Origin of the sequence: Pseudomonas sp. BT76 TE3572 (assembly GCF_050435365.1) — a bacterium.
GTDB classification, from domain to species: domain Bacteria; phylum Pseudomonadota; class Gammaproteobacteria; order Pseudomonadales; family Pseudomonadaceae; genus Aquipseudomonas; species Aquipseudomonas fluorescens_W.
Map to the genome: position 1 here is coordinate 5,193,413 of NZ_JBNDKE010000001.1, position 25,075 is coordinate 5,218,487.

A 25,075-nucleotide genomic window follows, 5' to 3' on the forward strand; every position below is an offset into this window, starting at 1 on the left:
TGTGAACTCGAAAGAGACCAGATTGCGGTGTGTGAAGACGAAACGAACCGAAAGTTCGAGATACTCACAAAACACCAGACTATCGCATACCCATTCGCTGGAGCGTGCGCCGCAAGGCAAACGACCTGGCTACCGAATTTCTTGACGACCATAGAGCATTGGAACCACCTGATCCCATCCCGAACTCAGCAGTGAAACGATGCATCGCCGATGGTAGTGTGGGGTTTCCCCATGTGAGAGTAGGTCATCGTCAAGATTAAATTCCGAAACCCCTATCTGCGTATGCAGGTAGGGGTTTTGTTTTGCCCGCAGAAAACTGCCCTGTAGGGTTTCTATGCAATGGCGCGAGGCATGGCTATCATGCGGGCCTCATTGTGAGGCGAGACTTGCATGCTGACATTGTTAAAGCTTCTTAAAGATGGCCGATTCCATTCGGGTCAGGCCTTGGGCGTCGCCTTGGGTGTCAGTCGTAGTGCCGTTTGGAAGCAGCTTCAGCATTTAGAAGCTGAGCTGGGATTATCCATTCATAAGGTGCGGGGGCGCGGCTATCAACTGGCTGCGCCATTGACGCTGCTTGATCCTGTCGAGATAAGAGAGCAGGCGCCTTCTTGTGATTGGCCTATCCTGGTTTTCGATTCAATTGACTCCACTAATGCCGAGGCTTTGCGCGCCGTAGAGCGAGGGCAGGCGGCACCCTTTCTGGTGCTTGCTGAGCGGCAAACTGCAGGTCGCGGCCGGCGTGGACGTAAGTGGGCAAGTCCATTCGCGGAAAACATTTATTACAGCCTCGTGCTGCGTATTGACGGTGGAATGCGTCAGCTGGAAGGCTTGAGCCTAGTTGTCGGGCTCGCCGTCATGCAGGCCCTGCGCGAGCTTGGTATTTCGGGGGCTGGGTTGAAGTGGCCCAACGATGTTCTGGTCGGTCAGAAGAAGATCGCCGGGATATTGCTCGAGCTGGTGGGAGATCCTGCTGATGTGTGTCACGTTGTGCTGGGTGTAGGAATTAATGTGAACATGCAGATTACCGATGAGGTAGATCAGCAGTGGACGTCCATGCGGCTAGAGTCGGGCAAGGTGTTTGATCGAAATCACCTGGTCGGGGAGTTGGGTGCGACGCTCCAGGCATATCTGTCTCGTCATCAAGTCGACGGATTTTCAGCTATCCAGGCAGAGTGGGAGCAAAATCATCTCTGGCAGGGGCGGGCTGTGTCGTTGATCGCAGGTGTTAACCATATAGATGGCGAAGTGCTGGGTATTGATAGTCAAGGTGCTCTGCGCTTGAAGGTGGATGGTGTGGAAAAAGTCTTTAGTGGTGGTGAGCTCAGTCTGAGGTTGCGTGATGATTCTTGAGCTCGACTGCGGGAACAGTTTTATCAAGTGGCGTGTGCTCGACGCGGATGTTCGGCGGGTGGTTGGCGAGGGCGTCGTTGATTCGGATCTCGCTTTGTTGGAGGGCTTGAAAGCGCTGAAGGGACTCGCTCTCAAGTTTTGTCGGTTGGTCAGTGTCAGGACCGCCGAAGAAACCAGTGCACTGATTTCTCTGCTGACAGAAGCTTTTGGTGTGTCGGTGGTGTGTGCAGCGCCGTCCCGCGAAATGTCGGGGGTTCGTAATGGCTATGAGGAGTTTGAGCGGTTAGGGCTCGACCGTTGGCTGGCGATGCTTGGAGGATTCCATCTGGCTTCGGGTGCGTGCCTTGTGCTTGATTTTGGTACGGCTGTTACTGCGGACTTCATCTCTAAGGATGGAGAGCATCTCGGAGGATTTATATGCCCAGGTATGCCTCTGATGCGAAACCAATTGCGTACCCACACCCGTAGAATTCGTTATGGCGATCTAGCAGCCGAGCGCGCTCTGGAAAGTCTCGTTCCTGGTCGGACAACTGTCGAAGCGGTCGAGCGGGGTTGCTCGTTGATGCTGAGAGGCTTTGTCCTGACGCAGTTAGAGTTGGCGCGTAGCTATTGGGGGGGGGATTTTGCTGTGTTCCTCACTGGAGGAGATGCAGACCTGGTTTCCGAGATAGTGCCTGAGGCCAGGGTGATTCCTGATCTGGTGTTTGTAGGTTTGGCTATGGCGTGTCCCTTGTCCTGAGGTTTTTATGCGTTGGTTGTTTCTGCTGTTGCTTGTTCTCAATGTGTTCTATTACATCTGGCACCAGCAGGAGGCTCCTCTGCGCGCGAAGGATGTAACCCCTTTGAGCTTGTATAAGGGGGCACAGCAGGATATTCGCTTGTTGAGTGAGACGGCTGATGCGGCCCGTGATAAAGGAAAGTCTGCGCAGGCAGATGATGGTTGCCTCTATCTGGGCGGTTTTACTCGTCAGGAAGCGGCTCAGGCTGTTGAGCGGCGATTGAGTGGTATGGAAATCAAGTTCGAGTCCTTGCTGAGGCCCCCTGCTGGGTCTGATGGTTACTGGGTGCGTGTGGCACCAGAAAGCCGGCGTTGGCTGGATGATTCGCAGCTGAAAAACCTTTCTAGAGAATTCAATGAGTTAAAACATAAAATAATGCCGTGCGAGGGGGTTGCACCCGCCGAATAGTTTGCATAGAATGGCGCCCGCTTCGCAGTGAAGACCTTTAATGGTTAACACCGCAAAGTGACGTCAACGCAGCTAACCTCAGGTTTTTAATGAGAAAATGCTTGACAGAAGGCTGGCATGATATAGAATGCCGGCTCGCTTAGGAGGGGTTCCCGAGCGGCCAAAGGGATCAGACTGTAAATCTGACGTCTACGACTTCGAAGGTTCGAATCCTTCCCCCTCCACCATTTTTAGCGAGAGCTGCAAGCTCGCGGGTATAGTTTAGTGGTAGAACCTCAGCCTTCCAAGCTGATGATGCGGGTTCGATTCCCGCTACCCGCTCCAAGTTTGCAGATCCTGCATAGCGTTACGCTCTTGTAGCTCAGTTGGTAGAGCACACCCTTGGTAAGGGTGAGGTCAGCGGTTCAAATCCGCTCAAGAGCTCCATATAACAAGGCAGATATGAAAATATCTGCCTTTGTTTTAATGGCTTGTTTGACCTGCTCAATTCTTCTCCTAGGGGGTGATTTTGATGGCTAAGGAAAAGTTCGAACGTAATAAGCCTCACGTCAACGTAGGTACCATTGGTCACGTCGATCACGGTAAAACTACTCTGACTGCTGCTTTGACCCGCGTCTGCTCCGAAGTTTTCGGTTCGGCAAAGGTTGACTTCGACAAGATCGATAGCGCCCCTGAAGAAAAAGCTCGTGGTATTACCATCAACACCGCTCACGTTGAGTACGATTCGGCCGTGCGTCACTACGCACACGTTGACTGTCCAGGTCACGCTGACTACGTAAAAAACATGATTACCGGTGCTGCCCAGATGGATGGTGCGATTCTGGTTTGCTCGGCCGCTGATGGTCCGATGCCGCAAACCCGTGAGCACATCCTTCTGTCCCGCCAGGTTGGCGTTCCGTACATCGTTGTCTTCCTGAACAAGGCTGACATGGTTGATGATGCTGAGCTGCTGGAGCTGGTTGAGATGGAAGTGCGCGACCTGCTGAGCACTTATGATTTCCCAGGTGATGACACTCCGATCATCATTGGTTCGGCGTTGATGGCGCTGAATGGTCAAGATGACAACGAGATGGGCACTACTGCCGTCAAGAAGTTGGTCGAGACGCTGGATAGCTACATTCCGCAGCCTGAGCGTGCTATCGATAAGCCGTTCCTGATGCCGATCGAGGATGTTTTCTCGATCTCCGGTCGCGGTACTGTTGTGACTGGTCGTGTTGAGCGTGGCATTGTCCGCATTCAGGAAGAAGTTGAGATTGTTGGTCTTCGTGACACTGTCAAAACTACTTGCACTGGTGTTGAAATGTTCCGCAAGCTGCTCGACGAAGGTCGTGCTGGCGAGAACTGCGGCGTATTGCTGCGTGGTACCAAGCGTGATGATGTTGAGCGTGGCCAGGTTCTGGTCAAGCCGGGCACTGTCAAGCCGCATACCAAGTTCACCGCTGAGGTTTACGTTCTGAGCAAGGAAGAGGGTGGTCGTCATACACCATTCTTCAAAGGCTACCGTCCACAGTTCTACTTCCGGACCACCGACGTGACCGGTAACTGCGAGCTGCCGGAAGGCGTTGAAATGGTGATGCCGGGTGATAACGTCCAAATGACGGTCACTCTGATCAAAACCATCGCAATGGAAGATGGTCTGCGTTTCGCTATCCGTGAAGGCGGTCGTACCGTCGGCGCTGGTGTCGTAGCTAAAGTCATCGAGTAAGTTGTTGTAATGTCTTTTTCGGGCCGGCATAATGGTCGGCCTGATTTTGTTTTAGGTCAGTAGCTCAATTGGCAGAGCGACGGTCTCCAAAACCGTAGGTTGGGGGTTCGATTCCCTCCTGACCTGCCAGATTCACTTGGTGTGTCTGGCTTTCTTTTCACAGGATCTTCATAGATGACTCCTAAAGCTGAAGCTCAAGGCTCTCGCTTCGATCTGCTCAAGTGGCTAGTAGTAGTCGCTTTGGTGGTTGTTGGCGTTGTTGGCAATCAGTATTACTCTGCTTCGCCGATCCTGTACCGCGTACTAGCTTTGCTCGTCATTGCTGCTGTAGCTGCCTTTGTAGGCCTGCAAACAGTCAAGGGCAAGTCTTTCTTTGTACTGGTTAAGGAAGCTCGCACCGAGATTCGTAAAGTCGTATGGCCAACTCGCCAAGAAACCACGCAGACCACGTTGATCGTAGTGGCTGTTGTACTGGTTATGGCGTTGCTGTTGTGGGGGCTTGATTCCCTGCTCGGCTGGCTTGTTTCCTTGATTGTCGGCTAAGGGTGTCCCGTGGCTAAGCGTTGGTACGTTGTGCATGCTTACTCCGGTTACGAGAAGCATGTCATGCGCTCGTTGGTAGAGCGCGTAAAGCTGGCTGGCATGGAAGATGGCTTTGGCGAAATTCTGGTTCCCACTGAAGAAGTGGTTGAAATGCGTAATGGCCAGAAACGCAAAAGCGAGCGCAAGTTCTTCCCAGGTTATGTGCTGGTTCAGATGGATATGAATGAGGGTACTTGGCACTTGGTCAAGGATACTCCTCGGGTAATGGGTTTTATCGGCGGTACTGCTGATAAGCCTGCGCCTATCACAGATAAAGAGGCAGAAGCGATTCTGCGTCGCGTTGCTGATGGTAGCGACAAGCCGAAACCGAAGACGTTGTTCGAGCCAGGTGAGTCGGTACGTGTCAATGACGGTCCGTTTGCCGACTTTACTGGCACGGTCGAAGAAGTTAACTACGAGAAGAGCCGGATCCAAGTGGCAGTGCTCATTTTCGGTCGCTCTACTCCGGTAGAGCTAGAGTTCAGCCAGGTCGAAAAAGTCTAGCTGAACAAGCATCCCAACCCCGCAGCCCTAGGCTGTGGGGTTTTGTCGTCACTGGGATAAACGCGCAAGTAACCGGGGAGCCTTTCGAGGCGTTCGAACCCGTAATTGGAGTGCCTCATGGCCAAGAAGATTACCGCTTACATCAAGCTGCAAGTGAAGGCCGCTCAGGCTAACCCAAGCCCACCTGTTGGTCCTGCTCTGGGTCAGCACGGCGTGAACATCATGGAATTCTGCAAGGCTTTCAACGCCCGTACTCAGGGTATTGAGCCAGGTCTGCCGACTCCAGTGATCATCACTGTCTACAGCGACCGTAGCTTCACTTTCGAAACCAAATCCACACCTGCTTCGGTTCTGCTGAAGAAAGCTGCTGGTCTGACTAGCGGTTCCGCTCGTCCGAACACCGTTAAGGTTGGCACCGTTACCCGTGCTCAGCTGGAAGAAATCGCGAAAACCAAAAACGCGGATCTGACTGCAGCTGATATGGACGCGGCCGTGCGTACTATCGCCGGTTCTGCTCGTAGCATGGGCCTTAACGTGGAGGGTGTGTAATGGCTAAGTTGACCAAGCGTCAAAAGGCTATCGCCGGCAAAATCGAAGCAGGCAAGTCTTACAACTTTGTAGACGCTGCTGCTCTGCTGGCTGAGCTGTCGACCGTCAAGTTCAGCGAGTCGTTTGACGTTGCTGTAAACTTGGGTGTTGACCCGCGTAAATCCGACCAGGTCGTTCGTAGCGCTACTGTGCTGCCACACGGCACTGGCAAGACTGTTCGCGTTGCAGTGTTCACCCAGGGTCCAGCTGCTGAGGCCGCTTTGGCTGCCGGCGCTGACCGTGTAGGTATGGACGATCTGGCTGCCGAAATGAAAGGCGGCGACCTGAACTATGACGTAGTTATCGCATCCCCGGATGCAATGCGCGTTGTTGGTCAGTTGGGTCAGATCCTGGGCCCACGCGGCCTGATGCCTAACCCTAAAGTTGGCACCGTAACGCCAGACGTAGCTACCGCGGTTAAGAACGCCAAGGCTGGTCAGGTTCGTTATCGCACCGACAAAAACGGCATCATCCACACCTCCGTTGGCAAGGTTGGCTTCGACGCCGTCAAGCTGAAGGAAAACGTTGAAGCCCTGATCGCTGATCTGAAGCGTATCAAGCCAGCTTCCTCGAAAGGTATTTACGTCAAGCGCGTTACCCTGAGCACCACCATGGGTCCAGGCCTGGTCATCGACCAAGGTTCGCTCGACGCGTAAGACACAGGTTGGCGCAAGCGATTGCGCCAATTGAAAGATTGGGGTCCCTGCCTGGCGGGGGCTATCCAAGACCGTAGGCGACGCAAGTCTTAAACCTCAAGCCTACGCAGATGGTGCTCCCGGTTCCTTACCGAATCAGACACCAAAACGACATCTGGCCTCGGTTGGATGAAACGGTAACAAGCAGGAGTTTTTCCCGTGGCAATTAAACTTGAAGACAAGAAGGCCATCGTCGCTGAAGTCAACAAGGCTGCCCAAGTTGCTCTGTCCGCTGTCGTGGCTGATGCCCGTGGCGTAACAGTAGGCGCTATGACCGGACTCCGTAAAGAGGCTCGTGAAGCTGGCGTTTACGTACGTGTTGTACGTAACACCCTGCTCAAGCGCGCCGTTGCTGGCACTCAATATGACGTGCTCAACGACGTGTTCACCGGCCCGACCTTGATTGCATTCTCCAAAGATCATCCGGGCGCTGCTGCTCGTATCTTCAAAGAGTTCGCAAAAGGTCAGGATAAGTTCGAGATCAAGGCAGCTGCGTTCGAGGGCAAGTTCCTCGCAGCTAATCAGATCGACGTACTGGCAAGCCTGCCGACCCGTGACGAAGCAATTTCTCAGCTGATGAGCGTGATTCAAGGCGCAACCAGCAAATTGGCTCGTACTCTGGCGGCTCTTCGCGACCAGAAAGAAGCTGCCGCAGCCTAAGGCTGAGCGACTCCTTTCAGCGTTTATTGTTTATTTCGACGGCCGCGTAGGCTGTCACCCCAATACAGGAATTTATAGTCATGTCTCTGACTAACGACCAAATCATCGAAGCAATCGGCGAAAAATCCGTTCTGGAAATCGTTGAGCTGATCAAGGCCATGGAAGAGAAGTTCGGCGTTTCCGCTGCCGCTGCTTCCGCTGGTCCAGCTGCTGTCGCTGCCGTTGTTGAAGAACAAACTGAATTCAACGTCATGCTGCTGGAAGCTGGCGAGAAGAAAGTTAACGTGATCAAGGCAGTACGTGAACTGACCGGTCTGGGCCTGAAAGAAGCCAAGGCTGTAGTTGACGGCGCTCCTGGCGTTGTTCTGGAAGCTGTTTCGAAAGACGCAGCTGACAAAGCAAAAGCCACTCTGGAAGAAGCAGGCGCTAAAGTCGAGCTGAAATAAGCATCGACTTTGCGTCTCCAGCCCGAGCGTTAAGCGAAAGGCTGATGGCTGGTGGCTCTTGCCACCGGCCTTTTTCCGTTATTGGCAGCCGACTGGGTTGGTGCTGATAACGGGCTGTAACCACCCGATGCGGTGGCGCAAACCATGGGGTTTGCACGATTTTCTGGCTGCTCCCGTCGGGAGGGGCCAAACAAGCAGGTGACCAAGCTGGGGAACGCTGATGGCTTACTCATATACTGAGAAAAAACGTATCCGCAAGGACTTTAGCAAGTTGCCGGACGTCATGGATGTGCCGTACCTCCTGGCCATCCAGCTGGATTCGTATCGTGAATTCTTGCAAGCGGGAGCGACTAAAGATCAGTTCCGCGACGTGGGCCTGCATGCGGCCTTCAAATCCGTTTTCCCGATCATCAGCTACTCCGGCAATGCTGCGCTGGAGTACGTCGGTTATCGCCTGGGCGAGCCGGCATTTGATGTCAAAGAATGCGTATTGCGCGGTGTAACTTACGCCGTACCTTTGCGGGTAAAAGTGCGCCTGATCATTTTCGACAAAGAATCGTCGAACAAAGCGATCAAGGACATCAAAGAGCAAGAAGTCTACATGGGTGAAATTCCCCTGATGACTGAGAACGGTACCTTCGTAATCAACGGTACCGAGCGTGTAATCGTTTCCCAGCTGCACCGTTCCCCGGGCGTGTTCTTCGACCACGACCGTGGCAAGACGCACAGCTCCGGCAAACTGTTGTACTCGGCGCGCATCATTCCTTACCGCGGCTCGTGGCTGGACTTCGAGTTCGACCCGAAAGACTGCGTATTCGTGCGTATCGACCGTCGTCGCAAGCTGCCTGCATCGGTACTGCTGCGCGCGCTCGGCTATACCACTGAAGAAGTGCTCGACGCGTTCTACACCACCAACGTTTTCCATCTGAGCGGCGAAACTCTCAGTCTGGAACTGATTGCTTCGCGTCTGCGTGGTGAAATTGCTGTTCTGGATATTCAGGACGAGAAGGGCAAGGTCATCGTTGAGGCTGGTCGTCGTATTACTGCGCGCCACATCAACCAGATCGAAAAAGCCGGTCTCAAGACTCTGGAAGTGCCTCTGGACTACGTCCTTGGTCGCACTACCGCCAAGGCCATCGTGCATCCGGCAACCGGCGAAATCCTGGCAGAGTGCAACACCGAGCTGAACACCGAGATCCTGGCAAAAATCGCCAAGTCCCAGGTTGTTCGCATCGAAACTCTGTACACCAACGATATCGACTGCGGTCCGTTCGTCTCCGACACTCTGAAGATCGACTCCACCAGCAACCAATTGGAAGCGCTGGTCGAGATCTATCGCATGATGCGTCCAGGCGAGCCGCCAACCAAAGACGCTGCCGAGACTCTGTTCAACAACCTGTTCTTCAGCCCTGAGCGCTATGACCTGTCTGCGGTCGGCCGGATGAAGTTCAACCGTCGTATCGGTCGTACCGAGATCGAAGGTTCGGGCGTGTTGTGCAAAGAAGACATCGTTGCGGTGCTGAAGACTCTGGTCGACATCCGTAACGGTAAAGGCATCGTCGATGACATCGACCACCTGGGTAACCGTCGTGTTCGCTGCGTAGGCGAAATGGCCGAGAACCAGTTCCGCGTTGGCCTGGTACGTGTTGAGCGTGCGGTCAAAGAGCGTCTGTCGATGGCTGAAAGCGAAGGCCTGATGCCGCAAGACCTGATCAACGCCAAGCCAGTGGCTGCGGCGGTGAAAGAGTTCTTCGGTTCCAGCCAGCTTTCCCAGTTCATGGACCAGAACAACCCGTTGTCCGAGATCACCCACAAGCGTCGTGTTTCTGCACTCGGCCCTGGCGGTTTGACTCGTGAGCGTGCTGGCTTTGAAGTTCGTGACGTACACCCGACTCACTACGGTCGTGTATGCCCGATTGAAACGCCGGAAGGTCCGAACATCGGCCTGATCAACTCCCTGGCCGCTTATGCGCGCACCAACCAGTACGGCTTCCTCGAAAGCCCGTACCGCGTGGTGAAAGACGCTCTGGTCACCGACGAGATCGTGTTCCTGTCCGCCATCGAAGAAGCTGATCACGTGATCGCCCAGGCTTCGGCCACGATGAACGACAAGAAAATGCTGATCGACGAGCTGGTAGCTGTTCGTCACTTGAACGAATTCACCGTCAAGGCGCCGGAAGACGTCACCTTGATGGACGTTTCTCCGAAGCAGGTAGTTTCGGTTGCAGCGTCGCTGATTCCGTTCCTCGAGCACGATGACGCCAACCGTGCGTTGATGGGTTCGAACATGCAGCGTCAAGCTGTACCAACCCTGCGCGCTGACAAGCCGCTGGTCGGTACTGGCATGGAGCGTAACGTAGCTCGTGACTCCGGCGTTTGCGTCGTGGCTCGTCGTGGTGGCGTTATCGATTCCGTCGACGCCAGCCGTATCGTGGTTCGTGTTGCAGATGATGAAGTTGAAACCGGTGAAGCTGGTGTCGACATCTACAACCTGACCAAATACACCCGCTCCAACCAGAACACTTGCATCAACCAGCGTCCGCTGGTGCGTAAAGGTGATCGGGTTCAGCGTAGCGACATCATGGCTGACGGCCCGTCCACCGACATGGGTGAACTGGCGCTGGGTCAGAACATGCGCATCGCGTTCATGGCCTGGAACGGTTACAACTTCGAAGACTCCATCTGCCTGTCGGAACGAGTTGTTCAAGAAGACCGCTTTACCACGATCCACATTCAGGAACTGACCTGTGTGGCACGTGACACCAAGCTTGGGCCAGAGGAAATCACTGCAGACATCCCGAACGTGGGTGAGGCTGCACTGAACAAGCTGGACGAAGCCGGTATCGTTTACGTAGGTGCTGAAGTTGGCGCAGGCGACATCCTGGTTGGTAAGGTCACTCCGAAAGGCGAGACCCAGCTGACTCCGGAAGAAAAACTGCTGCGTGCCATCTTCGGTGAAAAAGCCAGCGACGTTAAAGACACCTCCCTGCGCGTGCCTACCGGCACCAAGGGTACCGTCATCGACGTACAGGTCTTCACTCGCGACGGCGTTGAGCGTGATGCTCGTGCACTGTCGATCGAGAAGACTCAACTCGACGAGATCCGCAAGGACCTGAACGAAGAGTTCCGTATCGTTGAAGGCGCGACCTTCGAACGTCTGCGTTCCGCTCTGGTAGGCCACAAGGCTGAAGGCGGCGCAGGTCTGAAGAAAGGTCAGGACATCACCGACGAAATCCTCGACGGTCTTGAGCACGGCCAGTGGTTCAAACTGCGCATGGCTGAAGATGCTCTGAACGAGCAGCTCGAGAAGGCTCAGGCCTACATCGTTGATCGTCGCCGTCTGCTGGACGACAAGTTTGAAGACAAGAAGCGCAAACTGCAGCAGGGCGATGACCTGGCTCCGGGCGTGCTGAAAATCGTCAAGGTTTACCTGGCAATCCGTCGCCGCATCCAGCCGGGCGACAAGATGGCCGGTCGTCACGGTAACAAAGGTGTGGTCTCTGTGATCATGCCGGTTGAAGACATGCCGCACGATGCCAATGGCACCCCGGTCGACGTCGTCCTCAACCCGTTGGGCGTACCTTCGCGTATGAACGTTGGTCAGATCCTTGAAACCCACCTCGGCCTCGCGGCTAAAGGCTTGGGCGAGAAGATCAACCGGATGATCGAAGAGCAGCGCAAAGTCGCTGAGCTTCGTAAATTCCTCGACGAGATCTACAACCAGATCGGCGGTCGTAACGAAGATCTGGATAGCTTCTCCGACCAGGAAATCCTGGATCTGGCGAAGAACCTGCGTGGCGGCGTTCCAATGGCCACTCCAGTGTTCGACGGCGCCAAGGAAAGCGAAATCAAGGCCATGCTGAAACTGGCAGACCTGCCAGAAAGCGGCCAGATGCAGCTGACCGACGGCCGTACCGGCAACAAGTTCGAGCGCCCGGTTACTGTTGGCTACATGTACATGCTGAAGCTGAACCACTTGGTAGACGACAAGATGCACGCTCGTTCTACCGGTTCGTACAGCCTGGTTACTCAGCAGCCGCTGGGTGGTAAGGCGCAGTTCGGTGGTCAGCGTTTCGGGGAGATGGAGGTCTGGGCACTGGAAGCATACGGTGCTGCTTACACTCTGCAAGAAATGCTCACAGTGAAGTCGGACGATGTGAACGGCCGTACCAAGATGTACAAAAACATCGTGGATGGCGATCACCGTATGGAGCCGGGCATGCCCGAGTCTTTCAACGTGTTGATCAAGGAAATTCGTTCCCTCGGCATCGATATCGATCTGGAAACCGAATAACACGTGACGCGAATCGAGAGCGGGGCAGGATTGCCCGCTCTCTGCTCCGCCAGGAGGAAAGGCCTTGAAAGACCTACTGAATTTGCTGAAAAACCAGGGTCAAGTCGAAGAGTTCGACGCCATCCGTATTGGATTGGCATCGCCTGAGATGATCCGTTCGTGGTCGTTCGGTGAAGTTAAAAAGCCGGAAACCATCAACTACCGTACGTTCAAACCTGAGCGTGACGGCCTGTTCTGCGCCAAGATCTTTGGCCCGGTAAAGGATTACGAGTGCCTGTGCGGTAAGTACAAGCGCTTGAAGCACCGTGGTGTGATCTGCGAGAAGTGCGGCGTTGAAGTTGCGCTGGCTAAAGTTCGTCGTGAGCGCATGGCGCACATCGAGCTGGCTTCCCCGGTTGCCCACATCTGGTTCCTGAAATCGCTGCCGTCCCGTATCGGCTTGCTGATGGACATGACCCTGCGTGATATCGAACGCGTTCTCTACTTCGAGAGCTATGTCGTTATCGATCCAGGCATGACCACCCTTGAAAAAGGTCAGCTGCTCAACGATGAGCAGTACTTCGAAGCGCTGGAAGAGTTTGGCGACGATTTCGATGCCCGTATGGGTGCCGAGGCTGTGCGTGAACTGCTGCACGCTATCGATCTGGAGCACGAGATTGGTCGTCTGCGTGAAGAAATTCCGCAAACCAACTCCGAAACCAAAATCAAGAAGCTGTCCAAGCGTCTGAAGTTGATGGAAGCCTTCCAGGGTTCCGGCAACCTTCCAGAATGGATGGTGCTGACCGTTCTGCCGGTTCTGCCGCCAGATCTGCGTCCACTGGTCCCGCTGGATGGCGGTCGCTTCGCGACTTCCGACCTCAACGATCTGTATCGTCGAGTGATCAACCGTAACAACCGCTTGAAGCGCCTGCTTGATCTGTCCGCTCCGGACATCATCGTGCGCAACGAAAAGCGTATGTTGCAGGAAGCTGTCGATGCATTGCTCGATAACGGTCGTCGTGGTCGCGCTATCACTGGTTCCAACAAGCGTCCTCTGAAATCCCTGGCTGACATGATCAAGGGTAAACAGGGTCGTTTCCGTCAGAACTTGCTCGGTAAGCGTGTTGACTACTCCGGTCGTTCGGTAATTACCGTAGGTCCGACCCTGCGTCTGCACCAGTGCGGTCTGCCGAAGAAGATGGCTCTCGAGCTGTTCAAGCCGTTCATTTTCGGCAAGCTGGAAATGCGTGGTCTCGCTACCACCATCAAAGCTGCCAAGAAGATGGTCGAGCGCGAGCTGCCTGAGGTTTGGGACGTTCTCGCTGAAGTGATCCGTGAACACCCGGTTCTCCTCAACCGTGCACCGACCCTTCACCGTCTGGGTATCCAGGCGTTTGAACCGGTACTGATCGAAGGTAAGGCTATCCAGCTGCACCCGTTGGTTTGTGCTGCGTACAACGCCGACTTCGACGGCGACCAAATGGCCGTGCACGTACCGCTGACACTGGAAGCCCAGTTGGAAGCGCGTGCGTTGATGATGTCGACCAACAACATTCTGTCGCCAGCCAACGGTGAGCCAATCATCGTTCCGTCGCAGGACGTTGTATTGGGTCTGTACTACATGACTCGTGAAGCGATCAACGCCAAGGGCGAAGGTCGTGTGTTCGCGGATCTGCAAGAAGTTGACCGTGTGTTCCGTGCCGGCGAAGCCGCACTGCACGCTAAAGTCAAAGTGCGGATCAACGAAACCGTCAACGATCGTGATGGCGGCAGCGTCAAGAACACTCGTATCGTCGACACCACTGTCGGCCGTGCGCTGTTGTTCCAGGTTGTTCCACCTGGCCTGTCGTACGACGTCGTCAACCAGCCGATGAAGAAAAAGGCGATCTCCAAGCTGATCAACCAGTGCTACCGCGTGGTTGGTTTGAAAGAGACCGTGATCTTCGCTGACCAGTTGATGTACACCGGTTTTGCCTATTCGACCATTTCCGGCGTTTCCATCGGTGTTAACGACTTCGTTATCCCGGATGAAAAAGCCCGCATCATCGGTGCTGCTACCGACGAAGTGAAAGAGATCGAAAGTCAGTACGCCTCCGGCCTGGTAACCCAGGGCGAGAAGTACAACAAAGTGATCGACCTTTGGTCCAAGGCGAACGACGAAGTTTCCAAGGCGATGATGGCCAACCTCTCGAAAGAGAAAGTCATCGACCGTCATGGTGTCGAAGTCGACCAGGAATCCTTCAACTCGATGTACATGATGGCCGACTCGGGCGCACGGGGTTCTGCTGCGCAGATCCGTCAGCTCGCCGGTATGCGTGGCCTGATGGCCAAGCCGGATGGTTCCATCATCGAAACGCCGATTACTGCGAACTTCCGTGAAGGTTTGAGCGTACTTCAGTACTTCATCTCCACTCACGGTGCTCGTAAAGGTTTGGCGGATACCGCGTTGAAAACTGCGAACTCCGGTTACCTGACTCGTCGTCTGGTAGACGTGGCGCAGGATCTGGTAGTAACCGAGATCGATTGCGGCACCGAACATGGCCTGGTAATGACTCCGCACATTGAAGGCGGTGACGTTGTTGAGCCGCTGGGTGAGCGCGTATTGGGTCGTGTTATTGCCCGTGACGTGTTCAAGCCAGGTACCGAAGAAATCATCGTTCCTGCCGGCACGCTGGTAGACGAGAAGTGGGTCGAGTTCATCGAGCTGAACAGCATCGACGAAGTGATCGTGCGTTCGCCGATCAGCTGCGAAACCCGCTACGGCATTTGCGCCAAGTGCTACGGCCGTGACTTGGCTCGTGGTCACCAGGTGAACATCGGTGAAGCGGTCGGCGTTATCGCTGCCCAGTCCATCGGTGAGCCGGGTACCCAGCTGACCATGCGTACGTTCCACATCGGTGGTGCGGCAAGCCGGACCTCCGCAGCCGACAGCGTTCAGGTGAAGAATGGCGGTACCGTCCGTCTGCACAACCTGAAACACGTTGAGCGAGTGGATGGTTGCCTGGTTGCTGTGTCCCGCTCCGGTGAGCTGGCAATCGCTGATGACTTCGGTCGTGAGCGCGAGCGTTACAAGCTGCCGTACGGTGCTGTGATTTCGGTTAAAGAGGGTGACAAGGTCGACGCTGGCGCAATCGTGGCCAAGTGGGATCCGCACACTCACCCAATCGTTACCGAAATGAAAGGTACCGTGACCTACGTGGGCATGGAAGAAGGCATCACGATCAAGCGTCAGACTGACGAATTGACCGGTATGACCAACATTGAAGTACTCGACGCCAAAGACCGTCCAGCTGCCGGTAAAGATATCCGTCCTGCTGTGAAGATGGTTGATGACAACGGCAAGGATCTCTTGCTGCCGGGTACCGACGTAATTGCTCAGTACTTCCTGCCTGCTAACGCCCTGGTCGGTGTAGCGGACGGTGCGAAAATCGCGATCGGTGATGTTATCGCTCGTATTCCGCAAGAGACTTCGAAAACCCGTGACATCACCGGTGGTCTGCCGCGTGTTGCCGACTTGTTCGAAGCCCGTCGTCCGAAAGAAGCCTCGATTCTGGCTGAAGTCAGCGGCACCATCGCGTTCGGTAAAGAGACCAAAGGCAAGCGCCGTCTGGTCATTACCCCGAACGACGGTAGCGATCCGTACGAAGAGCTGATTCCGAAGTGGCGTCACCTTAACGTCTTCGAAGGCGAACAGGTAAACCGCGGCGAAGTTATCTCCGACGGCCCGAGCGATCCACACGACATCCTGCGTCTGCTGGGTGTGAGTGCGCTGGCCAAGTACATCGTGAACGAGATCCAGGACGTTTATCGTCTGCAAGGCGTGAAGATCAACGACAAGCACATCGAGACCATTCTGCGTCAGATGCTGCGTAAAGTTGAGATCGCTGAATCCGGCGATTCCAGTTTCATCAAGGGCGACCAGATGGAATTGACTCACGTTCTGGTAGAGAACGAGCGTCTGGCTGGCGACGAGAAATTCGTTTCCAAGTTCACTCGCGTGCTGTTGGGTATCACCAAGGCGTCGTTGTCCACCGAATCGTTCATCTCGGCGGCTTCCTTCCAGGAAACCACTCGCGTACTGACCGAAGCGGCGGTAACCGGCAAGCGCGATTACCTGCGCGGCCTGAAAGAAAACGTGGTCGTGGGTCGTCTGATCCCGGCTGGTACCGGTCTGGCTTATCACAGCGAGCGCAAGCGCCGCCGTGATGCTGACAAACCGTTGCGCGTAAGCGCCAGTGAAGTGGAAGCTGCACTGACCGAAGCGCTGAACTCGAGCGGTAACTGAGTTCTGCGGTAAATAAGCGTAAGGCCCTGGCCATTCCGTTCATCGAATCGAGACAATTTGTCGAGGTTGGATGAGAGGGGAGGTCGGGGCCTTGCCTTGACTGGGGGCAAGATCCTCTTTAGACTCTTGTACCCCTAAATTTGGCGGGAATTCGTTCCTGCCATTTTGCTTTTCTTGCAAGACAATAGCGTCGCAAGACAACAGTGGAGCTAGTAGATGGCAACTATCAACCAGCTGGTACGTCAGCCGCGTAAGCGTATCGTCGAGAAATCCGACGTGCCTGCGCTGCAGAACTGCCCGCAACGTCGTGGCGTATGCACCCGTGTGTATACCACCACGCCGAAAAAACCTAACTCGGCACTGCGTAAAGTATGCCGTGTGCGTCTGACCAACGGTTTCGAGGTTTCCTCGTACATCGGCGGTGAAGGCCACAACCTGCAAGAGCACAGCGTGGTACTGATCCGCGGCGGTCGTGTAAAAGACTTGCCAGGTGTTCGTTACCACACCGTACGCGGTTCTTTGGATACTTCCGGCGTTAAAGGTCGTAACCAGGGTCGTTCGAAGTACGGTACCAAGAAGCCTAAGTAGTAGCGGCTTTTTGTAAAAACTGATTTTCTATTTTTCTGAGTCGATAAGAGTAAGGTCGGAGGCGTCCCGAAAGGGCACCGATTCCGAGCGAACCTGAAGACCGTTTGAGGGCTTATCCATGCCAAGAAGACGCGTAGCAGCCAAGCGCGAAGTGCTTGACGATCCAAAATACGGAAGCCAAATCCTGGCCAAGTTCATGAACCACGTGATGGAAAGCGGCAAGAAAGCCGTTGCCGAGCGTATCGTTTATGGCGCGCTGGAGAAGGTTAAAGAACGCAAGAACAGCGACCCCCTGGAAATCTTCGAGAAAGCTCTCGACGCCATCGCTCCGCTGGTCGAAGTAAAGTCGCGCCGTGTAGGCGGTGCTACTTACCAGGTTCCGGTTGAAGTTCGTCCGTCCCGTCGTAACGCCCTGGCAATGCGCTGGTTGGTAGACTTCGCCCGCAAGCGTGGCGAGAAGTCTATGGCTCTGCGTTTGGCTGGCGAACTGTTGGACGCTGCCGAAGGTAAAGGTGCTGCAGTTAAGAAGCGTGAAGACGTGCACCGTATGGCTGAAGCCAACAAGGCTTTCTCGCACTACCGCTTCTAATTTTAGCGTCACTAATTTTGCGAGGGCTTTATGGCTCGTACAACACCGATTAATCGCTACCGTAACATCGGTATCGTTGCTCACGTGGATGCTGGTAAAACCACCACCACCGAGCGCGTCCTTTTTTACACCGGCAAAAGTCACAAAATGGGCGAGGTGCATGACGGCGCCGCGACCACAGACTGGATGGTGCAGGAGCAGGAGCGTGGTATTACCATTACTTCTGCTGCTATTACCGCCTTCTGGCAGGGTTCCGAGAAGCAGCACAAAGACCAATACCGCTTCAACGTCATCGACACCCCGGGCCACGTTGACTTCACTATTGAAGTTGAGCGTTCCCTGCGTGTTCTCGACGGCGCGGTCGTTGTGTTCTGCGGCACCTCGGGTGTTGAGCCTCAGTCGGAAACCGTATGGCGTCAAGCCAACAAGTACGGCGTTCCACGTCTTGTTTACGTAAACAAGATGGACCGTGCTGGTGCGAACTTCCTGCGCGTGATCGGTCAGATCAAGCAGCGTCTGGGTCACACTCCGGTACCAATCCAGTTGGCTATCGGTTCCGAAGACAACTTCCAGGGGCAGATCGATTTGATCGCTATGGAAGCTGTTTACTGGAATGACGCTGACAAAGGCATGGTTCCAGTTCGCAAGCCTATCCCTGCTGAACTGCAGGAATTGGCTGACGAATGGCGCGGCAACATGGTTGAAGCTGCGGCTGAAGCCAGCGAAGAGCTGATGAACAAGTACCTCGAAGGTGAAGAACTCACCAACGCGGAAATCAAGGCCGCTCTGCGTCAGCGTACTATCGCTGGTGAGATCGTTCTGGCTGTTTGCGGTTCTTCCTTCAAGAACAAGGGTGTTCCCCTGGTTCTCGACGCCGTTATCGACTACCTGCCTGCTCCTACCGACATTCCTGCCATCAAGGGTACTGACCCGGATGACGAGACCAAGGAAATGGAGCGTCACGCAGACGACAGCGAGCCGTTCTCGGCTCTGGCGTTCAAGATCGCTACCGACCCATTCGTGGGTACCTTGACCTTTGTTCGAGTTTACTCGGGCGTGTTGGCCTCCGGCGACGGCGTGATCAACTCGGTTAAAGGCAAGAAAGAGCGCGTGGGTCGTATGGTGCAAATGCACGCAAACGCCCGCGAAGAAATCAAGGAAGTACGCGCTGGTGACATCGCGGCCTTGATCGGCATGAAGGACGTCACCACTGGTGAAACTTTGTGCAACGCTGACAAGCCAATCATCCTGGTTCGCATGGACTTCCCGGAGCCGGTTATTTCGGTTGCCGTAGAGCCTAAGACCAAGGACGACCAGGAAAAAATGGGTATCGCGCTGGGCAAACTTGCTCAGGAAGACCCGTCTTTCCGCGTCAAGACTGATGAAGAGACTGGTCAAACGATCATCTCTGGCATGGGCGAGTTGCACCTGGACATCCTGGTTGACCGGATGCGCCGTGAGTTCAACGTCGAAGCCAACATCGGTAAGCCTCAAGTTTCGTACCGTGAGCGCATCACGAAGAGCTGCGAAATTGAAGGCAAGTTCGTTCGTCAATCCGGCGGTCGTGGCCAGTTCGGTCACTGCTGGATTCGTTTTGCTCCTGCTGACGAAGGTCAGGAAGGTCTGCAATTCCTGAACGAAGTAGTGGGTGGTGTGGTTCCTAAGGAATACATCCCGGCTATCCAAAAGGGTATCGAAGAGCAGATGAAGAACGGCGTTGTTGCCGGCTATCCGCTGATCGGCCTGAAGGCTACCGTGTTTGATGGTTCCTACCACGACGTCGACTCCAACGAGATGGCGTTTAAGGTGGCTGCTTCCATGGCGACCAAGCAACTGGCCCAGAAGGGCGGTGGTGAGTTGCTTGAGCCGATCATGGCGGTAGAGGTTGTTACGCCTGAAGACTATATGGGTGACGTGATGGGCGACCTTAACCGTCGTCGCGGCATGATCCTGGGTATGGAAGACACGGTTTCCGGCAAAGTGATTCGCGCCGAGGTTCCGTTGGGTGAGATGTTCGGTTACGCAACCGACGTTCGTTCCATGTCCCAAGGTCGCGCAAGCTACTCTATGGAATTCAAAAAATACAATACAGCTCCGTCGCATATCGTCGAAACTGTTACCAAAAAACAAGGCTGATTCAGCCCCTTTAGGCTAGGAGTTAATTGTCGTGGCTAAAGAAAAATTTGACCGTACCCTCCCGCACGTCAACGTTGGCACCATCGGTCACGTCGACCACGGTAAAACCACGCTGACCGCTGCTCTGACTCGCGTCTGCTCCGAAGTTTTCGGTTCGGCTGTTGTTGCTTTCGATAAAATCGACAGCGCTCCAGAAGAAAAGGCTCGTGGTATCACCATCAACACCGCGCACGTTGAATACAACTCGCTGATCCGTCACTACGCTCACGTTGACTGCCCAGGTCACGCTGACTATGTGAAGAACATGATCACCGGTGCTGCTCAAATGGACGGCGCTATCCTGGTTTGCTCGGCCGCTGATGGTCCGATGCCACAAACCCGTGAGCACATCCTGCTGTCCCGTCAGGTTGGCGTTCCGTACATCGTTGTCTTCCTGAACAAGGCTGACATGGTTGACGACGCTGAGCTGCTGGAACTGGTTGAGATGGAAGTGCGCGATCTGCTGAGCACTTACGACTTCCCAGGTGACGACACTCCGATCATCATCGGTTCGGCTCTGATGGCTCTGAACGGCCAAGACGACAACGAAATGGGCACCACTGCCGTTCGTAAACTGGTTGAGACTCTGGATAGCTACATCCCAGATCCAGTTCGTGTTATCGACAAGCCGTTCCTGATGCCAATCGAAGACGTATTCTCGATCTCCGGTCGCGGTACTGTTGTAACTGGCCGTATCGAGCGCGGTATCGTCAAGGTTCAGGATCCACTGGAAATCGTTGGTCTGCGTGACACTACCGTCACCACCTGCACCGGTGTTGAAATGTTCCGTAAGCTGCTCGACGAAGGTCGTGCTGGCGAGAACTGCGGCGTGCTGCTGCGCGGCACCAAGCGTGACGACGTTGAGCGTGGCCAGGTTCTGGTCAAGCCAGGTTCGGTTAAGCCGCACACTACCTTCGAAGCTGAAGTGTACGTGTTGAGCAAAGAAGAAGGCGGTCGCCACACTCCGTTCTTCAAAGGCTACCGTCCACAGTTCTACTTCCGGACCACTGACGTGACCGGTAACTGCGAACTGCCGGAAGGCGTTGAAATGGTAATGCCAGGCGACAACATCAAAATGGTTGTCACCCTGATCAAAACCATCGCAATGGAAGATGGTCTGCGTTTCGCTATTCGTGAAGGCGGTCGTACCGTCGGCGCTGGCGTCGTAGCCAAAATCATCGCTTAATAAGTGATGACTTGAAAAAGCCCCCGCCTAGCGGGGGCTTTTTTATTGGGTTGACACTGTAGTAGCCCGTCTATAGAATTGCGCCTCCTTTTAACGGGCGTATTGCGCTCGCTGGGAATAGCAGCCGGAGTCTGAAATCCAATGCAAAATCAGCAAATCCGTATCAGGTTGAAGGCTTTTGACCATCGCCTGATCGACCAATCCACCCAGGAAATCGTGGAAACCGCGAAACGTACTGGTGCTCAAGTGCGTGGTCCAATTCCACTGCCTACCCGTAAAGAGCGGTTCACCGTTCTGGTCTCCCCGCACGTCAACAAAGACGCGCGTGACCAGTATGAGATCCGTACTCATAAGCGTGTTCTGGACATCGTCCAGCCAACGGATAAAACCGTTGATGCTCTTATGAAGCTTGATCTTGCGGCCGGTGTGGAAGTGCAGATCAGCCTCGGCTAAGACTCGGTCTTAGTCGTGTAACGCTCTGAAATGGGCGGCCATAGCGGGTGAAAGCCCCGTACACTCATGAGGTTTACAACATGACTATTGGTGTAGTCGGTCGTAAATGCGGTATGACCCGTATTTTCACCGAAGAAGGTGTCTCCATTCCGGTCACGGTCATTGAGATCGAACCGAATCGCGTCACCCAGTTCAAAACTGAAGAGACCGATGGCTATCGTGCAGTGCAAGTCACTGTAGGCGAGCGTCGTGCTTCGCGTGTTACAGCTGCTCAAGCTGGCCACTTCGCTAAAGCGAACGTTGCCGCTGGTCGTACCGTAATGGAATTCCGTCTTGAAGAAGGCGAGTACCAGGCCGGCGATCTGATCAACGCTGAAATCTTCGCCGCTGGTCAACTGGTTGATGTAACCGGTCAGTCCAAAGGTAAAGGCTTCCAGGGTACGATCAAGCGTTGGAATTTCCGCGGGCAAGATAATACCCACGGTAACTCCGTATCCCACCGCGTTCCAGGCTCTATCGGCCAGTGCCAGACTCCTGGTCGTGTATTCAAGGGCAAAAAAATGTCCGGTCATATGGGCGCTGAGCGCGTGACCGTGCAGTCCCTCGAAGTAGTGCGCGTGGACGCTGAACGCAATCTGTTGTTGGTCAAGGGCGCTGTTCCTGGCGCTACTGGCGGCAACTTGGTTGTACGTCCAGCAGCCAAGGCTCGCGGTTAAGGGGAAGCTGACATGCAATTAAATGTAAATGACGCTCAAGCGATCGAAGTTTCCGAACTGACATTTGGCGGCGAATTCAACGAGACGCTCGTTCACCAAGCAGTCGTGGCCTACATGGCCGGCGGCCGTCAAGGTAGCAAGCAGCAAAAGACCCGTTCCGACGTTCGTGGTGGCGGTAAGCGCCCATGGCGTCAGAAAGGTACTGGCCGTGCTCGTGCCGGTACTATCCGTAGCCCAATCTGGCGTGGCGGCGGTACCACTTTCGCAGCTCGTCCTCAGGATCACACCCAGAAGCTGAACAAGAAGATGTATCGCGCAGCAATGCGTTCCATCCTTGCTGAGCTGGTGCGTACTGATCGTCTGGTTGTGGTTCAGGACTTCGCTGTTGATGCACCGAAGACCAAAGATCTGCTGAACAAACTGACCGGCATGGGTCTGACTGACGTCTTGATCGTGTCTGAAGTAGTTGATCAGAACCTGTACCTGGCTGCTCGTAACCTGCCACACGTTGATGTACGTGACGTGCAAGGTTCCGATCCAGTTAGTCTGATCGCATACGACAAGGTGTTGATCACCGTGTCGGCCGTGAAGAAATTCGAGGAGCTGCTGGGATGAACCAGGAACGCGTATTTAAAGTTCTGCTTGGCCCGCACGTTTCCGAGAAGGCTACGGTTCTGGCTGACAAGAAAGGCCAGTTCGTTTTCAAGGTTGCAACTGATGCAACCAAGCTGGAAATCAAGAAGGCCGTCGAAAGCCTGTTCAGCGTGAAAGTAGAGCGTGTTACTACCCTGAATGTTCTGGGTAAGAGCAAGCGCACTGCTCGCGGTCTGGGCAAGCGTAATGACTGGAAGAAGGCAGTTATCTCCCTTCAGCCAGGCCAAGATCTCGATTTCAGCAGCAGTGCTGAGTAAGGAAGGGGTGCATCATGGCAATCGTTAAATGCAAACCGACTTCCCCTGGCCGCCGTTTTGTGGTCAAGGTGGTCAACCAGGAGCTGCATAAAGGCGCTCCTCACGCACCGCTGCTCGAGAAAAAATCGAAGACTGGTGGTCGTAACAACAATGGTCGCATTACCACTCGTCACATCGGTGGTGGCCATAAGCAGCATTATCGTCTGGTCGATTTCCGTCGCAACGACAAAGATGGCATCTCTGCCACTGTCGAGCGTATTGAATACGATCCAAACCGTACTGCTCACATCGCTCTGCTGCTGTACGCAGATGGCGAGCGTCGCTACATCATCGCCCCTAAAGGCGTGAGTGCTGGCGACCAGCTGATCGCAGGTGCTCTGGCACCGATCAAGCCGGGCAACGCTCTGCAACTGCGTAACATTCCAGTTGGTAGCACCGTACACGGCATCGAATTGAAGCCAGGTAAAGGCGCGCAAATCGCTCGTTCCGCTGGTGCTTCGGCTCAGCTGATCGCTCGTGAAGGTGTCTACGTGACCCTGCGTCTGCGTTCTGGTGAGATGCGTAAAGTGCTGGCTGAATGCCGCGCGACCCTGGGTGAAGTCTCGAACTCCGAGCACAGCCTGCGTTCGCTGGGTAAAGCTGGTGCCAAACGCTGGCGTGGCGTTCGCCCAACCGTTCGTGGTGTTGCCATGAACCCGGTTGACCACCCACATGGTGGTGGTGAAGGTCGTACCTCTGGTGGTCGTCATCCGGTATCGCCATGGGGCTTCCCGACTAAGGGCGCGAAGACTCGTGGTAATAAGCGTACCGACAAAATGATCGTCCGTCGTCGCAAGTAAATAGAGGGATACGACAGTGCCACGTTCTCTGAAAAAAGGTCCTTTTATTGATCTTCACCTACTGAAGAAGATCGAAGTGGCGGCGGAAAAGAACGATCGCAAACCAGTGAAAACCTGGTCGCGTCGTTCGATGATCCTGCCACAAATGGTCGGTTTGACCATTGCAGTGCATAACGGTCGTCAACATGTTCCAGTTCTCGTGAACGAAGACATGGTCGGCCACAAACTGGGCGAGTTTGCCGGTACCCGCACATATCGTGGGCACGTGGCAGACAAGAAAGCCAAGCGTTAAGGGGTAAGGAACGATGGAAGTAGCCGCTAAGTTGTCGGGCGCTCGAATCTCCGCCCAGAAAGCCCGCTTGGTCGCCGACCAGATCCGCGGGAAGAAGGTGGGCGAAGCGCTCAACCTGTTGGCTTTCAGCAGTAAGAAAGCCGCCGAGATCATGAAGAAAGTGCTGGAGTCGGCCGTAGCCAACGCCGAGCATAACGAAGGCGCAGACGTTGATGACCTTAAAGTCAGCACCGTTTTCGTCAACGAAGGGCGTTCGCTGAAGCGAATCATGCCACGTGCCAAAGGCCGTGCTGATCGCATCGTCAAGCGGTCTTGCCATATCACTGTCAAGGTTGCTGACAAGTAACGGAGTCGAAGAGATGGGTCAGAAAGTACATCCCATTGGCATTCGCCTGGGAATCGTCAAGGAGCACACCTCCGTCTGGTACGCAGACGGTCGGACTTATGCGGACTATTTGTTCGCTGATCTGAAGGTGCGCGAGTATCTCCAAGACAAACTAAAAAGCGCGTCCGTAAGCCGTATCGATATCCATCGTCCGGCTCAGACTGCACGTATCACCATCCACACCGCTCGTCCAGGTATCGTTATCGGGAAGAAAGGTGAAGATGTTGAGAAACTGCGTCAGGACCTGACCAAGCAAATGGGTGTGCCTGTGCACATCAATATCGAAGAGATCCGCAAGCCGGAGCTCGACGGTATGCTGGTTGCGCAGAGCGTAGCTCAGCAGCTGGAGCGTCGCGTAATGTTCCGTCGCGCTATGAAGCGCGCTGTTCAGAACGCCATGCGCATTGGTGCCAAAGGCATCAAAATCCAAGTGAGCGGTCGTCTCGGCGGTGCTGAAATTGCACGTACTGAATGGTATCGCGAAGGTCGTGTGCCACTGCACACCCTGCGTGCCGACATCGACTATGCCAACTACGAAGCTCACACCACTTACGGTGTGATCGGTGTAAAGGTTTGGATCTTCAAAGGCGAAGTAATTGGTGGTCGCCAAGAAGAACTGAAACCACAAGCACCAGCGCCTCGTAAAAAAGCTGCTAAGTAAGGGGT

The 25,075-nt window shown here is 54.6% G+C and carries 24 protein-coding genes, 4 tRNA genes and 1 rRNA gene; all 29 read left to right on the forward strand.

Going from position 1 to position 25,075, the window contains the following annotated elements:
* The first annotated feature begins 140 nt into the window (after nt 1–140).
* The 29 genes from rrf to rpsC all read left to right on the forward strand — a co-directional run bounded on the left by rrf (nt 141) and on the right by rpsC (nt 25,070).
* Nucleotides 141–256 (forward strand): 5S ribosomal RNA (gene rrf / locus ABH912_RS23510).
* Nucleotides 257–390: 134 nt separating this feature from the next.
* The gene (gene birA / locus ABH912_RS23515; protein WP_429511778.1) at nt 391–1,350 is read left to right on the forward strand and encodes a bifunctional biotin--[acetyl-CoA-carboxylase] ligase/biotin operon repressor BirA; all 960 of its coding nucleotides are present in this window, start codon (nt 391–393) and stop codon (nt 1,348–1,350) included.
* Entirely contained in the window at nt 1,340–2,089 is a 750-nt protein-coding gene (locus tag ABH912_RS23520) for a pantothenate kinase (protein WP_033059469.1), read from the forward strand. Before birA ends, ABH912_RS23520 begins: the two co-directional genes overlap by 11 nt.
* 7 nt (nt 2,090–2,096) lie before the next feature.
* Nucleotides 2,097–2,537 (forward strand): hypothetical protein, encoded by a 441-nt coding sequence (locus tag ABH912_RS23525; protein WP_429511779.1) that lies wholly within the window; start codon nt 2,097–2,099, stop codon nt 2,535–2,537.
* Between the two features lie 142 nt (nt 2,538–2,679).
* Nucleotides 2,680–2,764: transfer RNA gene (locus ABH912_RS23530), tRNA-Tyr, on the forward strand.
* 23 nt (nt 2,765–2,787) lie between these two features.
* Nucleotides 2,788–2,861: transfer RNA gene (locus ABH912_RS23535), tRNA-Gly, on the forward strand.
* Nucleotides 2,862–2,887: 26 nt separating this feature from the next.
* Nucleotides 2,888–2,963 (forward strand) — tRNA-Thr (locus ABH912_RS23540).
* A gap of 85 nt (nt 2,964–3,048) precedes the next feature.
* Nucleotides 3,049–4,242 carry an elongation factor Tu gene (gene tuf / locus ABH912_RS23545; RefSeq protein WP_007896619.1) on the forward strand — a complete coding sequence of 398 codons (1,194 nt, stop codon included), beginning with the start codon at nt 3,049–3,051 and terminating at the stop codon, nt 4,240–4,242.
* A 53-nt stretch (nt 4,243–4,295) separates the two neighbouring features.
* Nucleotides 4,296–4,371: transfer RNA gene (locus tag ABH912_RS23550), tRNA-Trp, on the forward strand.
* A 45-nt stretch (nt 4,372–4,416) separates the two neighbouring features.
* The gene (gene secE / locus ABH912_RS23555; protein WP_007896620.1) at nt 4,417–4,785 is read left to right on the forward strand and encodes a preprotein translocase subunit SecE; all 369 of its coding nucleotides are present in this window, start codon (nt 4,417–4,419) and stop codon (nt 4,783–4,785) included.
* 9 nt (nt 4,786–4,794) lie between these two features.
* Nucleotides 4,795–5,328 carry a transcription termination/antitermination protein NusG gene (nusG, locus tag ABH912_RS23560; protein WP_007896622.1) on the forward strand — a complete coding sequence of 178 codons (534 nt, stop codon included), beginning with the start codon at nt 4,795–4,797 and terminating at the stop codon, nt 5,326–5,328.
* Nucleotides 5,329–5,445: 117 nt separating this feature from the next.
* A complete protein-coding gene (gene rplK, locus ABH912_RS23565) occupies nt 5,446–5,877 on the forward strand; it encodes a 50S ribosomal protein L11 (protein WP_003210097.1) in 432 nt (143 codons plus the stop codon).
* Nucleotides 5,877–6,572, forward strand: coding sequence for a 50S ribosomal protein L1 (gene rplA / locus ABH912_RS23570; protein ID WP_007896626.1), 696 nt, complete (start codon nt 5,877–5,879; stop codon nt 6,570–6,572). The genes rplK and rplA overlap by 1 nt, the downstream gene beginning before the upstream one ends.
* Nucleotides 6,573–6,770: 198 nt before the next feature.
* Complete coding sequence (rplJ, locus tag ABH912_RS23575; RefSeq protein ID WP_008145489.1) at nt 6,771–7,271, forward strand: 50S ribosomal protein L10; 501 nt, start codon at nt 6,771–6,773, stop codon at nt 7,269–7,271.
* 80 nt (nt 7,272–7,351) lie between these two features.
* Complete coding sequence (rplL, locus tag ABH912_RS23580; RefSeq protein ID WP_008145490.1) at nt 7,352–7,717, forward strand: 50S ribosomal protein L7/L12; 366 nt, start codon at nt 7,352–7,354, stop codon at nt 7,715–7,717.
* 220 nt (nt 7,718–7,937) lie between these two features.
* Nucleotides 7,938–12,011 carry a DNA-directed RNA polymerase subunit beta gene (rpoB, locus tag ABH912_RS23585; RefSeq protein ID WP_033059467.1) on the forward strand — a complete coding sequence of 1,358 codons (4,074 nt, stop codon included), beginning with the start codon at nt 7,938–7,940 and terminating at the stop codon, nt 12,009–12,011.
* A 64-nt stretch (nt 12,012–12,075) separates the two neighbouring features.
* Nucleotides 12,076–16,275: a DNA-directed RNA polymerase subunit beta' gene (gene rpoC, locus ABH912_RS23590; RefSeq protein ID WP_007896632.1), complete on the forward strand. Its 4,200-nt coding sequence runs from the start codon at nt 12,076–12,078 to the stop codon at nt 16,273–16,275.
* Between the two features lie 216 nt (nt 16,276–16,491).
* A complete protein-coding gene (gene rpsL / locus ABH912_RS23595; RefSeq protein WP_002555494.1) occupies nt 16,492–16,863 on the forward strand; it encodes a 30S ribosomal protein S12 in 372 nt (123 codons plus the stop codon).
* Nucleotides 16,864–16,981: 118 nt separating this feature from the next.
* Nucleotides 16,982–17,452 carry a 30S ribosomal protein S7 gene (gene rpsG / locus ABH912_RS23600; protein ID WP_002555493.1) on the forward strand — a complete coding sequence of 157 codons (471 nt, stop codon included), beginning with the start codon at nt 16,982–16,984 and terminating at the stop codon, nt 17,450–17,452.
* Nucleotides 17,453–17,482: 30 nt separating this feature from the next.
* A complete protein-coding gene (gene fusA / locus ABH912_RS23605; protein WP_033059466.1) occupies nt 17,483–19,588 on the forward strand; it encodes an elongation factor G in 2,106 nt (701 codons plus the stop codon).
* Between the two features lie 31 nt (nt 19,589–19,619).
* Nucleotides 19,620–20,813, forward strand: coding sequence for an elongation factor Tu (gene tuf, locus ABH912_RS23610; protein WP_008145495.1), 1,194 nt, complete (start codon nt 19,620–19,622; stop codon nt 20,811–20,813).
* Nucleotides 20,814–20,954: 141 nt separating this feature from the next.
* A complete protein-coding gene (gene rpsJ / locus ABH912_RS23615; RefSeq protein ID WP_003186070.1) occupies nt 20,955–21,266 on the forward strand; it encodes a 30S ribosomal protein S10 in 312 nt (103 codons plus the stop codon).
* Between the two features lie 80 nt (nt 21,267–21,346).
* Nucleotides 21,347–21,982: a 50S ribosomal protein L3 gene (gene rplC / locus ABH912_RS23620; protein WP_003186059.1), complete on the forward strand. Its 636-nt coding sequence runs from the start codon at nt 21,347–21,349 to the stop codon at nt 21,980–21,982.
* 12 nt (nt 21,983–21,994) lie between these two features.
* The gene (gene rplD / locus ABH912_RS23625) at nt 21,995–22,597 is read left to right on the forward strand and encodes a 50S ribosomal protein L4 (RefSeq protein WP_007896707.1); all 603 of its coding nucleotides are present in this window, start codon (nt 21,995–21,997) and stop codon (nt 22,595–22,597) included.
* Entirely contained in the window at nt 22,594–22,893 is a 300-nt protein-coding gene (gene rplW / locus ABH912_RS23630) for a 50S ribosomal protein L23 (protein ID WP_002555488.1), read from the forward strand. The genes rplD and rplW overlap by 4 nt, the downstream gene beginning before the upstream one ends.
* Nucleotides 22,894–22,907: 14 nt before the next feature.
* Nucleotides 22,908–23,732, forward strand: coding sequence for a 50S ribosomal protein L2 (rplB, locus tag ABH912_RS23635; protein WP_003176423.1), 825 nt, complete (start codon nt 22,908–22,910; stop codon nt 23,730–23,732).
* A 16-nt stretch (nt 23,733–23,748) separates the two neighbouring features.
* The gene (gene rpsS, locus ABH912_RS23640) at nt 23,749–24,024 is read left to right on the forward strand and encodes a 30S ribosomal protein S19 (protein ID WP_002555486.1); all 276 of its coding nucleotides are present in this window, start codon (nt 23,749–23,751) and stop codon (nt 24,022–24,024) included.
* Between the two features lie 13 nt (nt 24,025–24,037).
* Complete coding sequence (gene rplV, locus ABH912_RS23645) at nt 24,038–24,370, forward strand: 50S ribosomal protein L22 (protein WP_003103908.1); 333 nt, start codon at nt 24,038–24,040, stop codon at nt 24,368–24,370.
* 13 nt (nt 24,371–24,383) lie between these two features.
* On the forward strand, nt 24,384–25,070 hold the full coding sequence (gene rpsC / locus ABH912_RS23650; RefSeq protein ID WP_003176422.1) for a 30S ribosomal protein S3: 687 nt from the start codon (nt 24,384–24,386) through the stop codon (nt 25,068–25,070).
* The last annotated feature ends 5 nt before the right edge of the window (nt 25,071–25,075 follow it).

Bases quoted from the DNA above. Each gene is read 5' to 3' on its own strand.
- ABH912_RS23520 (WP_033059469.1), top strand. From the start codon at position 1,340: ATGATTCTTGAGCTCGACTGCGGGAACAGTTTTATCAAGTGGCGTGTG.
- secE (WP_007896620.1), top strand. From the start codon at position 4,417: ATGACTCCTAAAGCTGAAGCTCAAGGCTCTCGCTTCGATCTGCTCAAG.
- ABH912_RS23525 (WP_429511779.1), top strand. From the start codon at position 2,097: ATGCGTTGGTTGTTTCTGCTGTTGCTTGTTCTCAATGTGTTCTATTAC.
- fusA (WP_033059466.1), top strand. From the start codon at position 17,483: ATGGCTCGTACAACACCGATTAATCGCTACCGTAACATCGGTATCGTT.
- rplD (WP_007896707.1), top strand. From the start codon at position 21,995: ATGCAATTAAATGTAAATGACGCTCAAGCGATCGAAGTTTCCGAACTG.
- rpoB (WP_033059467.1), top strand. From the start codon at position 7,938: ATGGCTTACTCATATACTGAGAAAAAACGTATCCGCAAGGACTTTAGC.
- rplA (WP_007896626.1), top strand. From the start codon at position 5,877: ATGGCTAAGTTGACCAAGCGTCAAAAGGCTATCGCCGGCAAAATCGAA.
- rpsJ (WP_003186070.1), top strand. From the start codon at position 20,955: ATGCAAAATCAGCAAATCCGTATCAGGTTGAAGGCTTTTGACCATCGC.
- rplK (WP_003210097.1), top strand. From the start codon at position 5,446: ATGGCCAAGAAGATTACCGCTTACATCAAGCTGCAAGTGAAGGCCGCT.
- rpsC (WP_003176422.1), top strand. From the start codon at position 24,384: ATGGGTCAGAAAGTACATCCCATTGGCATTCGCCTGGGAATCGTCAAG.
- rplB (WP_003176423.1), top strand. From the start codon at position 22,908: ATGGCAATCGTTAAATGCAAACCGACTTCCCCTGGCCGCCGTTTTGTG.
- rpsL (WP_002555494.1), top strand. From the start codon at position 16,492: ATGGCAACTATCAACCAGCTGGTACGTCAGCCGCGTAAGCGTATCGTC.
- tuf (WP_007896619.1), top strand. From the start codon at position 3,049: ATGGCTAAGGAAAAGTTCGAACGTAATAAGCCTCACGTCAACGTAGGT.
- birA (WP_429511778.1), top strand. From the start codon at position 391: ATGCTGACATTGTTAAAGCTTCTTAAAGATGGCCGATTCCATTCGGGT.
- rplL (WP_008145490.1), top strand. From the start codon at position 7,352: ATGTCTCTGACTAACGACCAAATCATCGAAGCAATCGGCGAAAAATCC.
- rpsG (WP_002555493.1), top strand. From the start codon at position 16,982: ATGCCAAGAAGACGCGTAGCAGCCAAGCGCGAAGTGCTTGACGATCCA.
- rplW (WP_002555488.1), top strand. From the start codon at position 22,594: ATGAACCAGGAACGCGTATTTAAAGTTCTGCTTGGCCCGCACGTTTCC.
- rplV (WP_003103908.1), top strand. From the start codon at position 24,038: ATGGAAGTAGCCGCTAAGTTGTCGGGCGCTCGAATCTCCGCCCAGAAA.
- rplC (WP_003186059.1), top strand. From the start codon at position 21,347: ATGACTATTGGTGTAGTCGGTCGTAAATGCGGTATGACCCGTATTTTC.